Raw genomic sequence first — 13,648 nt, forward strand, 5'->3', positions numbered from 1 at the left:
TGTGCACCTCTGTCATCGTAATGGCCTCATGAAGCGGGACTACTCACCGACCTGCTGGGTACCGGTCACCCGGATCTCGACCCGGCGATCCGGGGCCAGGCAATCGATCAGCGCGGCTCTGGCCTTGATGCCATCACACTGGCTGCCGGTGACCGGGTTGCTCTCGCCGTTGCCCTGAATACTGACCTGATCTGCGGGCAACCCTTTTTCAATCAGGAAGTTGGCGACCGTCGTTGCGCGCGCCTCCGACAGGATCTGGTTGCTGGCATCCGAGCCGATACGGTCGGTATAGCCCATCACCATGGCACTGCCATCCTTGGGTTTAACGTCGACGATCTGCTGGTAGAGTGAATCGAGCGCCTGCATGCCTTCCGGTTTGAGGTCCGCCTTGCCAAAGGCAAACAGCACGTCCGAACTCAGGTTGAAGGTCTGATCCACCGGTTCGGGGGCGGGCGGTGGTACGGGCACCATCATGGGAGCGGGTTCAGGTTCGACCGTTTTGCTGCGGTTGGGATGGATTACCAGCTCCAGGGTGGCTGCGCTGATGTCACTGACCCAGCGCTGGGTGCCGCTGCCGATCTTGTCGTTGTCCGAATCATCCCCGACTCGCACCATGTAGCGGTAGCGCGCCTGAATATCGATCCAGTCGTGCACTCTGGCGGTCAGCCCGAGCCCGGCCAGCGGGGCCAGGCTGTCATCCCCCCCGTTGATGGAATTGACGTGGTAGATATAGCCACCCCCTTCCGCAAACACCGAGAAGATATCGTTGAGAGGCAAGCGGCCGATGACGGAGAGGGTCGCCCCCTTGCTGTTGAAGTCCGTGCCATTGATATCCCAGTCACCGGTGGAGAGGTAACCGAGTTCAGCGCCCAGGTTCTCGTTGAAGTTGTAGCCCCCGAACAGGGAGAGTGCGGTCGCGTTCTTGTCGGCATCCTGGCTGAAGTCATCCAGATCGTGGGCGATGGCGACGCCGCCACCGATCCCGCCGTACCAGTCGTTGGCATGGGCCGCCGAGGGCAGTGTCACGGCCAGCGCCACCGCGAGCCAGACGGGTTTGGGTGTCTTGTTCATCTTGTATCCTCATTTGTTGTTATCTGGGGCAGCATTCCAGTTTTCAGGTAGTTGCCGCTCTTAGTTATAGGTGATACCGACTGTTTAACCAGTCAGGCACTGCGAGGGGGAACACTCATGGGGCAATGGGTGGCCGGGAGTGGCCGAATGGCGCGCAAAAAAGAGGGAGCCCTTGCGGGCCCCCTCGGCTTGTATGCATCGGGTTGCGAGATTATTCGGTCACTTGCTGTACGCCGGTGACGCGTACTTCTACGCGACGATCCGGGGACAGGCAGGAGATCAGCTCGGCCTTGCCCTTGACGCCGTCACACTGGTTGCCGGTGACCGGGTTGGCTTCGCCACGACCTTCGATGGAGACCTTGCCAGCCGGCAGGCCCTTGCCGACCAGGAAGTCGGCCACGGTACGGGCACGGGCTTCGGACAGTTTCAGGTTGTAGGCATCAGAGCCGATGCGGTCGGTGTAACCGACGACCACGGCGCTGCCATCTTTCGGCTGCACGTCGACGATGTCCTGATACAGGGTGTTCAGCGCTGCGGCACCTTCTGGCTTGAGGGTAGATTTGCCAAAGGCAAACAGCACGTCAGAGCTCAGGGCGAAGTTCTTGTCGACAACGACCGGCGCGACAGGCTCGGGCTCGGGAGCGGGAACCGGTGCAACATAGGAGGTACGGTTCGGGTGCAGTACCAGTTCCAGGGTCGCCACGCTCATGTCGGTTTCCCAGGTCTTCGGCTCGTCGCCCAGGTTCCACAGATAGCGGTAACGGGCCTGTACGTCGATCAGGTCGGAGAGCTTGGCGGTCAAACCGATACCGGCCAGCGGTGCGGTGCCGTTGTCGCTGTCGCCATTGCCGTTGACGTGGTTGAAATAGGCACCACCTTCCGCAAACAGGGAGAAGACGTCACCCATGGGCAGACGAGCAATACCGGACAGGGTGGCACCCTGGGTCTTGAAGTCGGCGCCATCAATGCCGCCTTTGCCGGCATAGAGATAGCCAAGCTCGGCACCAAAGTTCTCGGTGAAGTTGTAGCCGCCGAACAGACTCAGGGCAGTGGCGTCCTTGTCTACATCCAGACCCTGAACATTATCCAGATCGTGGGCATAGGCCCAGCCTGCACCGATACCGGTATACCAGTCACCAGACGCCTGGGCAGTGGTACCGGTGGCCGCGATTGCCAGCGCAATCAGAGTGGGAGCCATTTTGATTTTCATCGTTTTATCCTCGTTGCGTGAGCCCCTTGAGGGCATTCTGTGCACTTGTTTTTATGGTGGCGAAAAAATTGCCAACAAGATGGATAGCAGATGGCTTCGGGACACTCATGATGCGTCTACATCATGGACAACAGGCCGGACAGAAGCGCTTTTTAGTGCTTATCCAATGCCTTAGAGGCTTAGCTACTTTATGCTTTTGAGGTAGTACAGGCAAGCTAAGAGTCAAATGTGACAGGGGGATGTCAGGAAGGAAGAGGGGATAAACAAATGGGGATGCTATTGCATCCCCATTTCGCACTTTATCTTGCGCAGTTCAGATTATTGCTGAACTTCTTGTACGCCAGATACGCGAACTTCTACACGACGGTCCGGGGCCAGGCAGGAGATCAGCTGAGCCTTGGCTTTCACGCCGTCACACTTGGTGCCGGTAACCGGGTCAGCTTCGCCACGACCTTCGATGGCAACCTTGCTGGCAGCCATACCCTTGCTTACCAGGAAGTTGGCAACGGTGCGGGCACGGGCTTCGGACAGTTTCTGGTTGTAAGCGTCGGAACCGATACGGTCGGTGTAACCAACGACAACAGCGCTGCCATCTTTCGGCTGGAATTCAACGATTTGCTGGTACAGAGCGTCCAGAGCCTGAGCACCTTCCGGCTTCAGGGTGTCTTTGCCGAAGGCAAACAGCACGTCGGAGTTCAGGGCGAAGCTCTTCTCGACAACTTGCGGAGCCGGAGCTTCTTCAACAACCGGAGCCGGAGCCGGTGCTACGTAGGAAGTACGGAACGGATGGTATACGGCTTCCAGGGTAGCCACGCTCTGGTTGGACTTGTAGTGGGTGCCTTCTACGTTCAGGTCAGCCACGTCCCACATGTAGCGGTAGCGAGCTTGCAGATCCAGGGCGTCGTTGACTTTGTAAGTCACACCGGCACCGGCCAGCGGGGATACTTTGGTATCGCTGATGCCCAGACCATCGGTGTGAGCCCAGTAGGCGCCGCCTTCAGCGAACAGGGAGAAGTCGTTGCCCAGCGGCAGACGAGCGATACCGGACAGGGTGGCACCCTGGTTCTCGTAGCGCAGACCTTCGGTGTTGCCACGGCCAGCGTACTGGTAGCCCAGCTCGGTACCGAAGTATTCGTTGAAGTTGTAACCCACGAATGCGTTGGCAGCAGCCGCGTCTTCTTCACCGTTGTTCACGCCTTCGATCTTGTTCAGACCGTTGAAGTGAGCAGCACCGACACCGGCACCGAAGTAGATATCTTCAGCAGCGTGAGCAGCAGTAGCACCCATGGCAGCCATGGCGATGGCGATCAGGGAAGGAGCCATTTTCATCATAAAAAAATCCTCGTTGAGAGCGCACGTTATTCACATGCTTCGCACTTTGTCATTTATGTAAGCTGCAGGCTCCGCCGAACGGCTGGCGTCGAGTCTGGCAGATGACCCGGCAGATTCCGGGTTGCACACTCTCCTGGTGTGTCGAGCAACTTGGTCGGGCACGCAAAGGTGAAAACCGCGACCAGGCAGCAGGTGTCATTCCGATGACGAGGCGCACTCTATGCCGTTTTTAAAACATGATCAAGCTCACAAATGCACCGAATACAAAATTATCAGGAAGGGATAACTGGCTGTTTATGCTGATTAATTAGTGATCCAGGTAGGCACGGTGCAGCTTTTTTTCCAGTCTCATATAGGCCTGAACCCAGTCGGAATGCGGGTTGGCCTGATTTTCCCTAGCGGCAAAAACGGCGAGATAATCGACCTCTGTTGCGCTTTGTAACAGCGGAATGAAGCTCGTCAGAAAATGACGCGCCAGATAAGGGTCCAGTGGCCAGATGTTGAGAATGGCCCGAGCCACCGGTTGGACCGCCGCCGGACAGATGAAATGAAGGTGACCTGCCTCCAGCCAGGTGGCCATGTCCGGCATGCCGGAGACGGGGACCAGGCCGCCATCGCCAGGGGTCACGGCCAGCCCGAGAACCTGACCGTTGCGGGTGAGCAGACGACCATGACTGTCCTGACCACCATCGTGGCTACGCAGGGAAAGGGTCGGTTCATCCTGTTCCAGATAGAGGCTGCATTTGTTTGACAGCTGGGCCAGTACCTCGTTGGCATGATGCTGCAATGCCGAAGGGAGCCAGAAGGCTTCGGCGCGATACTGTTCACCCTGGGTCAGTTGTTGTTGCAGTTGGGATACGTTCGGGACGGTGTGCAGGCGGGAAATAATGCCGGGAAACGCCATACTAATTCCTCTTTATGGGTAGCTGGCGAATTATACGAGCAATTCTGTTGCCAACAATAAGGGTTTCTTTTCGAGACTGTTTACCTGAGGCGGCTGAGCGATTACCATCCCCGTTGATAGCAAGGGTTGTCGCCGAAAGGCGCTCATAAAGATAGAGACTCGACCATAACGAGTCCGTACAAAACTGATACACTTGACTACGAGTCGTCGCGAAAAATAAAAGGCGGAGTACATCCGCCAAACGGAGTATGGAACAATATGAATTCAAATATCGTCACTGTTGGCAAGAAGATCCGTCAGATCCGTGAAGCAGTCGGTTTGAGCCGTCCTAAATTTGCTGATTTGCTGGGTGTTCCCCCCACAACCCTGAAGAACTACGAGCTGGGTTATCGTGAAGTTGGTGGCGCCTTCCTGGTTGCCCTGGCTCACCACCCCGAGCTGCACAAGTTCACCCTCTGGCTGCTGGCTGACAAAAAAGTCGCCGAAATCGGCCAGATCGGACCGGACGACCTCGCCAAGGCGTGAGTGTCACTGTGACAGAAAATGCCGCCATCGGGCGGCATTTTTTTGTCTGGAAAACAGGGTTGATAACCGGATGTAGCGCAAATCGTGCTCCAGATAGCGCTTTCCCCTGAAAAATATTGGCAATCAATTACAAACCTCAGAAACTTCCTACCCTTTAATCCGCTACCCCGCATGATGCGACAGAGAGTGAGACAATAATGAGTCAAACCACCCCCAAGGCCAGAGACGGCTTTACCAGCAAATTCGGCGTGCTGGCCGCGACCCTAGGCTCTGCCGTTGGTCTCGGCAATATCTGGAAATTTCCCTATCTGACCGGTGAAAACGGTGGCGCCGGTTTTCTGCTGGTGTATGTGATCGCCACCCTGCTGGTGGGGCTGCCGGTGATGATCTCCGAGATCATGCTGGGTCGCAAAGGCAAGTCAGATGCGGTCAGCACCCTGACCAAACTGGCCCCCAAGGGGCAACCCTGGTGGCTGATCGCGGCCATGGGCGTGCTGGCCGCCTTCCTTATCATGTCGTTCTACTCCGAAGTGGCGGCCTGGGTCTTTGCCTACATCTTCAAGGCGATCGACGGCTCCATCCTCTCGACCAACCCGGAAGTCACCGGCGCTGCGTTCACGGCGCTCATCACCAATCCGCTGCAGAGTCTGCTGTGGCAGTGGCTGGTGCTGATCCTGATGGGGGGCATACTGCTGATGGGGGTCTCCAAGGGGATTGAGGCGGTGACCAAGAAGCTGATGCCGGTGCTCTTCATCCTGCTGCTGGTGATCGGCATTCGCAGCCTGACCCTGCCGGGGGCGAGCGAAGGGCTCTCTTTCCTGTTCTCCCCGGACTTTTCCAAGATCACCGGTGCCGTGGTGCTGACCGCCATGGGGCTGGCCTTCTTCAAGCTCTCTATCGGCATGGGCACCATGATGACCTATGGCAGCTACTTTCGGGCGGATCAGAACATCCCCGCGACCGCGTTTCGGGTGATGTGCGCCGATCTGTTCGTCTCCATGCTGGCCGGCATCGCCATCTTCCCGGCAGTCTTTGCCTTTGGTTTTGAACCGACCGCCGGCCCTTCCCTGCTGTTCATCACCATACCGGCGGTCTTTGCCAGCATCCCGTTTGGCCATCTGTTCATGGTGCTCTTCTTCGTGCTCTCCGCCATCGCGGCCACCGGTGCCATGCTCTCCATCCTGGAGGTGCCGGTCTCGGTGCTCTCCGAGCGCTTTGGCATGAGCCGCCGCCGGGCCACCCTGATCAACCTGCTGGTGCTGGGGGTGGTGGGGTCCACCTGTGCGCTCTCCAACAGCACCATGGCGGACGTGCAGATCGCCGGCAAAACCTTCTTCGATCTGTTCGACTACCTCTCCTCCAACGTCCTGATGCCGCTGGGGGGCATCTTCCTCTGCCTGTTCGTTGGCTGGGTGTGGGGCGAGGAGCGGATGAGAGAGGCCCTGACCAATGGCGGCGAGCTGGCACTGCCCATCCTCAAGCCGCTCTTCTTTATCATCCGTTACGTATCGCCGTTGCTGATCCTGATCGTGATGCTCAAGGGGCTGGGACTCTTCTAGGTTTCGCTGAGCCGAATAGCAAAAGAGCGCCGCAAGGCGCTCTTTCTGTTTTGCTTGTGTGTCGGAGGATGATTAGAGCACCCCGAGTCGCCCCAGTTCGTCTTTGAGCTGATCCAGGCTGCGCTCGACGCAGGCCTCCCCTTCGTTGATGGCATCGACGGCGCGATGAAAATCCATGATGGAGAAGCTGCCAAGGCGCGGGCAGAGCTGGATCTCCGGCGGATCCCCCGCCATCCGGGCCCGGGTGATACGCTCCTGCATGATGTTGATGGAGCCCGTCATCACGCTCCACATGCCCGGGGTGGCGGGTGTGCTCTCGCCCCGGTTGAGCCACTGGCTGAGCAGGCCGCCGTTGCTGACCTGATCCGGTTGGTCGGTCCAGGGTTGGTGCATGTCGGTATTGAGGTTGACCGCAATCACCACCTCGGCCCCCATGGCGCGCGCCAGGGAGATGGGCACGGGGTTGACCACGGCGCCATCCACCAGCCAGTGATCGTTGACCCGGGTCGGGGTCAGGATCCCCGGCATGCCGCAGGAGGCGCGTACCGCCTGGCGCAGCGACCCCTGCTGCAGCCAGACCTCGCGGCCGGTATCGAGTTCGGTGGCGACGCAGGCGAAGGGGAGGGGAAGGTCTTCCAGATCCGGGTTACCCAGGTAGTTGGCGGCGATGCCAAACACCTTCTCGCCGCGAAACAAGCCGCCGGAGAGGGCGGGATCGAGCAGGCTCACTACCTGCAGCCGGGTAAAGTCGCGCACCCAGGCCTCCAGCCGATCCAGCTCGCCGGCGGCGTAGGCTCCCCCCACAAAGCTGCCGATGGAGCAACCTGCGATGAGATCCGGCTTGATGCCGAGGCGTTCAAGGGCACGGATGACGCCGATATGGGCCCATCCTCTGGCGGCTCCGCTCCCCAGCGCGAGCCCTATGCGGGGTTTTCGTGGCACGACTTTCCTCCTGAAAGGGGTTGGAACACCAGCTTACCCCGTGTGTTCGCAGGCGTCACTCTGCCATCTTTCACTGCGGTTGCGACCGTTGGCCTTGGCCTGATAGAGCGCCACATCGGCGCGGCGCACGGCCTCGTGGTGGGGGATGTCCTCGCAACAGGCGTGGTGGCCCAGACTGATGGTGACGGCAAGACCGGGAGCGATGGCGCCCCAGTCATGCCCGGCGACGACGGCGCGCAGGCGCTCGGCAACCTCGGCTAGCAGGACACCGTCGCTTTGGGCGATCAGCACCAGAAACTCCTCGCCGCCCCAACGGATCAGGCAATCCTCGCGCCTGAGCTGCCCCTGGCACAGTCGCACCAGGTGGATCAGCACGGCGTCGCCGACAGCATGGCCGAAGGTGTCGTTGACCCGTTTGAAGTGATCCGCATCGAACATCAGAAAACCGGTCTGCTGCGCCGGCGTCAGGGTGTTTTGCTGCTCCAGCTGCGCCAGGTAATGACGGTTGAAGGCCCCGGTCAGATTGTCGTGGCAGGAGAGGTAGTTGAGTCGCTGGTTGAGCCGCCTGGCCCTGAGATTGGAGAGCGCCGCCAGCAGCATGAAGAGGATGGCCAGCAGGGTGGGGGCCGACTGACAGATCATGGCCTGCAGCAGGGGCCAGAGGGAAATGGTGTGGATCAGCCGCAAGGGGGTGTCCGGAATGGCCAGGATCAGGCGCAAAGTGCCCTGCTGCCACAGGTAGCTCGAGGAGGGAGTCAGATCGGCGGGCGCGACCGCGTTTGCCGCGCTGCTGGCCAGCACCTGGCGATACTGGTTGACCAGCATGTAGTCCCCGAGTTCCGGGATCAGCTCGTCAAGCTGCTGATGCAAGCGCGAGAGCTGGATATCCATGCTGAGCATCCCCACCAGATGCCCCTCCTGATAGAGAGGGCGTGACAATGTGATGAGCTGGCCTTTCCCTGCGAGGTCGTTGAACGGGCGCGAGATAATGGTGCCCCGCTCCGGGTTATGGGCTGCCAGGGCATCCTGCCAATAGGTGCTCTGGTAGAGCGAGGGAGAGAAGCGAAACCGGCTGGAGGGGACCCAGGGATAGAGGTAGATAAAGTGGTCCACTCCGGTGAAGTAGACCCAGGCTATCTCATTGTCAAACTCCCGGCTCGCGGTGGAAAGCAGGGGCGAGAGACTCAGGGCCAGATGCAGTCTGGCTTCCCGTTTGCTCCCCGGTGGTGGCAAGGGACCTGCGCCGGTCAGGTTGCCTACCAGCTTCCGGGGCAACTCGAGTGGTCGATGGTCAAGCGCCAACCCCTGGTCCGGTAGTGCTTCGATATAGTGATAGAGCTGGCGGGTCAGGGCTGACTGGGGTGTGCTGCGCAGCCGCTCCTCGGCCTGGCCGTGCATCGCCTCCAGAAACACCTGGCTCTGCCTGAATTGATCCCGCAGATGGATGGCGCTGTTGAGGGTGTCGCTCTGGTAGACATCCTCTATCTGCCTGAGCGACTGGCGCAGAGCCAGGATGATGAGCAATGCGGCCAGCGCCAGCAAGGGCCAGGTGAAAGGGGAGAAGAAGCGGCGATCAAACAACGTCGATAGGAACAAGGTGTCCACACCTGTTGGTAATGGAGAGCCTCCATTTTATGCCAATCTGTTGAGGAATTAATCATTTAATCACCAACACGATGATCTTCCTCCCTTTTTGTTACGTTTTGTCACATTTGCTCATAGTCACGGCATAGTCAGGGGCTAAAATGGCCCCTATCCGGAATCTCTTTCCTTCTACTCTCCATGGATCGTTCGATGAAAATGCGTATCTGGCTCAGCCTGGGACTTCTTTGTGTCGTGGTGGCCGCCGTCTGGGCGTATCGCCACAGTGAGCCTGCCGCCAAGGCACCCGCCAGACAAATCAATATCCGTACCCAGACCGTGACCCAGAGTCTGGCGGAGCCGACCCTCAAGCTGGTGGGTAAACTCGCCGCCAACCGCTCCGTTATCATCAGCCCGGAGGTCACGGGTCGCATCGTCAACATAGCGGTGCAATCAGGTCAGACGGTGGCCAGGGGCGAGACCCTGATCGCGCTGGACTCGGGCAAGCAGCAGGCGGAACTGGCCGAGCAGAGCGCGAGCCTGCGCGACGAGACCCGCAAACTGAATGAGATGCGCAAGCTGGTGGCCCGCGGCGCCGTGACCCAGTCCGAGCTGGAGGGGCAGCAGGCCGCGGTCGATCAGGCGAAGGCGCGGCTCGATGCCGCCCGTTACGAGCTATCCCTTCGTACCCTGCAGGCCCCGTTTGCAGGCCGGGTGAGTCTTATCGATCTCAGCGAAGGGGCCCTGGTCAACAGCGGCGACAACCTGCTTCATCTGGATGAAGTGGATAAGCTGCGCCTCGATCTGGCGGTGCCGGAGCGCTACCTCTCCCTGCTGCACCCCGGCATGGCGGTGACCGCCACCAGCAGCGCCTGGCCGGATCAGCACTTTGCCGGCACCCTCACCACCCTGGACAGCCGGGTTTCCAACGACAGCCAGAACATCAAGGCGCGGGTGATGATCCCCAACGCCAATGGCCAGCTGCGTCCCGGCATGCTGCTCAATGTGGTGCTGGCCCTGCCGGCCCGCCAGCTGACCTTGATCCCCGCCCAGTCGGTGGAGTACGTGGGTGAGCAGCGCTTTGTCTATCGTCTCGAGGCCGATGGTCGGGTCAAGCGGATACCCGTGGTGCTGGGTGAAACCGAAGGGGAGACCGTCTGGGTCACCGAGGGGCTCAAGATCGGCGATCGCATCGTGGTCGAGGGGTTGGTCAACCTGCGCGATGGGGTGCTGGTGCACGATCTGGCGGAGGTCAATGGCTGATGTGGCTCTCGGATATTTCGGTCCGCCGCCCGCTGGTGGCGGTCGTGCTCAGCGCCTTGCTCACCGTGTTCGGTCTGGTGGCATTCTCCAAATTGACGGTGCGGGAGATGCCGGACGTGCAGACCCCTTCCGTCTCCATCACCACCACCTATGAGGGGGCGGCCCCCTCGGTGATGGAGAGCCAGGTCACCAAGCCCATTGAGGATCAGCTCTCCGGCATCAGCGGTATCAAGAACATCAACTCGGTGACCCGCAAGGGGCGCTCCATGATCACCGTCGAGTTCAAGCTCGGCTGGAACATGGTGGAGGGGATCTCGGACGTGCGCGATGCTCTTTCCCGCGCCCGGCCGCGGCTGCCCGATGAGGTAGACGAGCCCCTGGTGACCAAGGACAGCGGCAACGGCGATGTGGCGGTCTGGCTCAACTTCAGCAGCAGCCAGATGGACCGCACCGCCATGACCGACTACGCCAACCGGATCCTGGTCGATCCCTTGAGCCTGGTGGACGGGGTGAGCGAGGTGATGCTCTCCGGCGATCTCACCCAGGTGATGTATGTGCGGCTACGCCCCGCCGACATGGCGGCCCGCGGTATCACGATGGCAGACGTGGAGGATGCCCTCAAGCGGGAGAATATCGAGCTGCCGGGCGGGGAAATTCGCAACAACAGCATGACCATGTCGGTGCAGATTGCCCGTCTCTACCACAGCGCCGAAGATTTCCAGAACCTGCAGATCACCACCGCCAGCAACGGCCAGAGCATCTATCTGGCGGATATCGCCGATGTCGAGGTGGGGGCAAAGAACGAAGACAGTGCCTACCAGCGCAATGGCCGCGAGAGCTTGGGGATAGGCATAGTCGCCCAATCCACCGCCAACCCGCTGGCGGTGGCGCAAGGCATAGAGAAAAAGCTGGGCGAAATGCAACGCTTTTTGCCGGAGGGAGCCGTGCTCGAGGTGGACTATGACTCCACCATCTTCATCAAGCAGGCCATCGACGAGGTGTACGAGACCCTGGCCATCTGCGCCGTGCTGGTGGTGGCCGTGCTCTATCTCTTCCTCGGCCAGGGGCGCACCACCCTTATTCCGGCGGTGACTGTGCCTGTATCGCTCATCTCGGCGTTTATCGGCGCCTGGTATTTCGGGTTTTCCATCAACCTCATCACCTTGCTGGCGCTCATTCTCGCCATCGGTCTGGTGGTGGATGACGCCATCGTGGTGGTGGAGAACATCCACCACCATCTGCAGCGGGGGGAATCTCCCTTGCTGGCCGCCTGGCACGGCACCCGCGAGGTGGGCTTTGCGGTCATCGCCACCACCGCCGTGCTGGTGATGGTGTTTGTGCCCATCGCCTTTATGGATGGCATGGTGGGCAGGCTCTTTACCGAGTTTGCCATCCTCCTGTCGCTCGCCGTGCTCTGCTCCTCCCTGGTGGCGCTCACCCTGACCCCGGCCATGGGCTCCTGGTTGATGCGTCCGCTGGACAGGCCCAACGCCCTGACTGCGGCCCTCGATCGCGGCCTCGGCTGGGTGGAGGGGCACTATCGCACCCTGCTCGGCGCCGTGCTGCGCCGCTCCCGCTGGACGCCGCTGGTACTGCTGCTCTGCCTGGGCGGCATCGGCGCCCTGTTCCAGCAGCTGCCCACCAGTCTGACCCCCACCGAGGACAGAGGCGTGGTCTATGTGTTCGTCAAGGGGGCAGAGGGGACCAGTATCGAGCGGATGAAGCGCAACATGCAGCAGGTGGAGGCGGCCATCATGCCCATGTTGGGCAAGGGGCTGGTGCAGGCCATGAGCTTCAGCACCCCGGCCTTTGGTCGCGGCGGCGATCAGACCGGCATGGTGATCATCCAGCTCGCCGACTGGGCCGAGCGCGACGTCACCGCCACCGAGTTCTCCCGCTCCCTGGGGGGCAAGCTGGCGGGCATTCCCGACGTGATGATCCGCACCTTCCAGCCGGGTTTTCGCGGCGGCTCCACCGCGCCGGTGCAGTTCGTGCTGCAGGGCAACGACTATGACGAGCTCTACCAGCAGGGGCTGGCGCTGCAACAGGCAGCCCAGGGCAACGGCCTGATGCTGACGCCGGATCTCGACTACGCCGAGAAGACCCCGGAGCTTCGGGTGACCATAGATCGCGACAGCGCCAGCCAGCTCGGCATTCCGGTCTCCACCGTGGCGAGCACCTTGCAGGCCTTGCTGGGCGGGGTGAGCAAGACCACCTATGTGGACCGGGGCGAGGAGTATGACGTCTACCTGCGCGGCAACCAGCAGGAGTTCAACGGCGTCTCGGATCTTGGCCGCATCTATCTCAAGGCTGCGAACGGCGAGATGGTGAGCCTCTCGACCCTGGCCACCGTCAAGCAGGTAGCCACCGCCAACCGCCTCAACCACTACCAGCGGCAAAAGGCGATCACCCTGACTGCGGACGTGCACCCGGATCACACCCTGGGGGAGGCGCTCGACTTTCTCGATGGCTGGGCCAACACCCATCTGCCCACCGGCATGACGGTGGATTACGCCGGCGACTCCAAGGATTATCGCGACAATCAGGGGGAGATGGCGCTGGTGTTCGGCCTCGCCCTGCTGGTGGTCTATCTGGTGCTGGTGGCCCAGTTCGAGAGCACCCTGACCCCGGCGGTGGTGATGATGACGGTGCCGCTCGGCATCTTCGGCGGCCTGCTGGGGCTCTGGCTGACGGGGCAGGAGATGAGCATCTACAGCCAGATCGGCATGATCATGCTGATCGGCATGGTGACCAAGAACGGCATCCTCATCGTCGAGTTCATCAACCAGCTGCGCCAGCGGGGTGAGTCGTTCGAGCAGGCGATCATCGCAGGCTCGGTGCGCCGTCTGCGCCCCATCCTGATGACCTCGCTTACCGCCATTATCGGCGCCGTGCCCCTGATGCTCTCCATGGGGGCGGGTTACGAGAGCCGGATGGCGGTGGGGACTGTGGTCTTCTTTGGCCTCTCCCTGGCGACCCTGGTCACCCTGCTGGTGGTGCCCGCCATCTACCATCTGATCGCCCGCCACGCCGGCATGACGGGGGCGCGGGATCGCCAGGTGGACGAGGCACTGGCTGTCAGGGGGGGAAAGGAGCAGCAACCCCCGGCTGCATAAGTTGCCAGCCTCCATCATCAAAAGGGCGCCTGCGGGTGCCCTTTTTCATCGTGAAGCCCCTTATCCCGCGCGACTTATGGGGGCAAAAAGCCATCGCTCCCCTTGGCAGCAATCGGTATAATGCGCGACCCGAATTGTTCCAGGT

Annotated in this window: 10 protein-coding genes; 4 read left to right on the top strand and 6 right to left on the bottom strand. The window is 60.7% G+C overall.

Annotated elements, in window-relative coordinates:
- Window positions 1-39: 39 nt before the first annotated feature.
- The 4 genes from I6L37_RS10365 to I6L37_RS10380 form a co-directional block, all read right to left on the bottom strand.
- A complete protein-coding gene (locus I6L37_RS10365; RefSeq protein ID WP_216993982.1) occupies window positions 40-1,071 on the bottom strand; it encodes an OmpA family protein in 1,032 nt (343 codons plus the stop codon).
- A gap of 211 nt (window positions 1,072-1,282) precedes the next feature.
- Complete coding sequence (locus I6L37_RS10370; protein WP_026456662.1) at window positions 1,283-2,281, bottom strand: porin OmpA; 999 nt, start codon at window positions 2,279-2,281, stop codon at window positions 1,283-1,285.
- Window positions 2,282-2,599: 318 nt separating this feature from the next.
- Complete coding sequence (gene ompA / locus I6L37_RS10375) at window positions 2,600-3,613, bottom strand: porin OmpA (RefSeq protein WP_026456661.1); 1,014 nt, start codon at window positions 3,611-3,613, stop codon at window positions 2,600-2,602.
- A 307-nt stretch (window positions 3,614-3,920) separates the two neighbouring features.
- Complete coding sequence (locus tag I6L37_RS10380; protein WP_216993983.1) at window positions 3,921-4,517, bottom strand: hypothetical protein; 597 nt, start codon at window positions 4,515-4,517, stop codon at window positions 3,921-3,923.
- A 258-nt stretch (window positions 4,518-4,775) separates the two neighbouring features.
- Between I6L37_RS10380 and I6L37_RS10385 the strand changes: the two genes are divergently transcribed.
- Window positions 4,776-5,042, top strand: a complete 267-nt coding sequence (locus I6L37_RS10385) for a DNA-binding transcriptional regulator (protein ID WP_026456659.1) — start codon at window positions 4,776-4,778, stop codon at window positions 5,040-5,042.
- Between the two features lie 197 nt (window positions 5,043-5,239).
- Entirely contained in the window at window positions 5,240-6,601 is a 1,362-nt protein-coding gene (locus I6L37_RS10390; protein ID WP_216993984.1) for a sodium-dependent transporter, read from the top strand.
- Between the two features lie 72 nt (window positions 6,602-6,673).
- Here I6L37_RS10390 and rssA read toward each other — a convergent pair whose 3' ends face one another.
- Window positions 6,674-7,543: a patatin-like phospholipase RssA gene (gene rssA, locus I6L37_RS10395; RefSeq protein WP_042027780.1), complete on the bottom strand. Its 870-nt coding sequence runs from the start codon at window positions 7,541-7,543 to the stop codon at window positions 6,674-6,676.
- Window positions 7,544-7,576: 33 nt separating this feature from the next.
- A complete protein-coding gene (locus I6L37_RS10400; protein ID WP_216993985.1) occupies window positions 7,577-9,139 on the bottom strand; it encodes a diguanylate cyclase in 1,563 nt (520 codons plus the stop codon).
- 198 nt (window positions 9,140-9,337) lie between these two features.
- Here I6L37_RS10400 and I6L37_RS10405 point away from each other — a divergent pair, with 198 nt between their 5' ends.
- Both I6L37_RS10405 and I6L37_RS10410 read left to right on the top strand, forming a co-directional pair.
- Window positions 9,338-10,387 carry an efflux RND transporter periplasmic adaptor subunit gene (locus I6L37_RS10405; RefSeq protein ID WP_216993986.1) on the top strand — a complete coding sequence of 350 codons (1,050 nt, stop codon included), beginning with the start codon at window positions 9,338-9,340 and terminating at the stop codon, window positions 10,385-10,387.
- Window positions 10,387-13,503 (top strand): efflux RND transporter permease subunit, encoded by a 3,117-nt coding sequence (locus I6L37_RS10410; RefSeq protein WP_216993987.1) that lies wholly within the window; start codon window positions 10,387-10,389, stop codon window positions 13,501-13,503. Before I6L37_RS10405 ends, I6L37_RS10410 begins: the two co-directional genes overlap by 1 nt.
- The last annotated feature ends 145 nt before the right edge of the window (window positions 13,504-13,648 follow it).

Source organism: Aeromonas sp. FDAARGOS 1407 (assembly GCF_019048725.1).
Taxonomy (GTDB): Bacteria; Pseudomonadota; Gammaproteobacteria; order Enterobacterales; family Aeromonadaceae; genus Aeromonas; species Aeromonas enteropelogenes.

What these genes read in the sequence shown, in the direction of transcription:
- I6L37_RS10385 (WP_026456659.1), top strand. Translation starts at nt 4,776, where the DNA reads ATGAATTCAAATATCGTCACTGTTGGCAAGAAGATCCGTCAGATCCGT.
- I6L37_RS10380 (WP_216993983.1), bottom strand. Translation starts at nt 4,517, where the DNA reads ATGGCGTTTCCCGGCATTATTTCCCGCCTGCACACCGTCCCGAACGTA.
- ompA (WP_026456661.1), bottom strand. Translation starts at nt 3,613, where the DNA reads ATGATGAAAATGGCTCCTTCCCTGATCGCCATCGCCATGGCTGCCATG.
- I6L37_RS10370 (WP_026456662.1), bottom strand. Translation starts at nt 2,281, where the DNA reads ATGAAAATCAAAATGGCTCCCACTCTGATTGCGCTGGCAATCGCGGCC.
- I6L37_RS10405 (WP_216993986.1), top strand. Translation starts at nt 9,338, where the DNA reads ATGAAAATGCGTATCTGGCTCAGCCTGGGACTTCTTTGTGTCGTGGTG.
- I6L37_RS10410 (WP_216993987.1), top strand. Translation starts at nt 10,387, where the DNA reads ATGTGGCTCTCGGATATTTCGGTCCGCCGCCCGCTGGTGGCGGTCGTG.
- I6L37_RS10390 (WP_216993984.1), top strand. Translation starts at nt 5,240, where the DNA reads ATGAGTCAAACCACCCCCAAGGCCAGAGACGGCTTTACCAGCAAATTC.
- I6L37_RS10365 (WP_216993982.1), bottom strand. Translation starts at nt 1,071, where the DNA reads ATGAACAAGACACCCAAACCCGTCTGGCTCGCGGTGGCGCTGGCCGTG.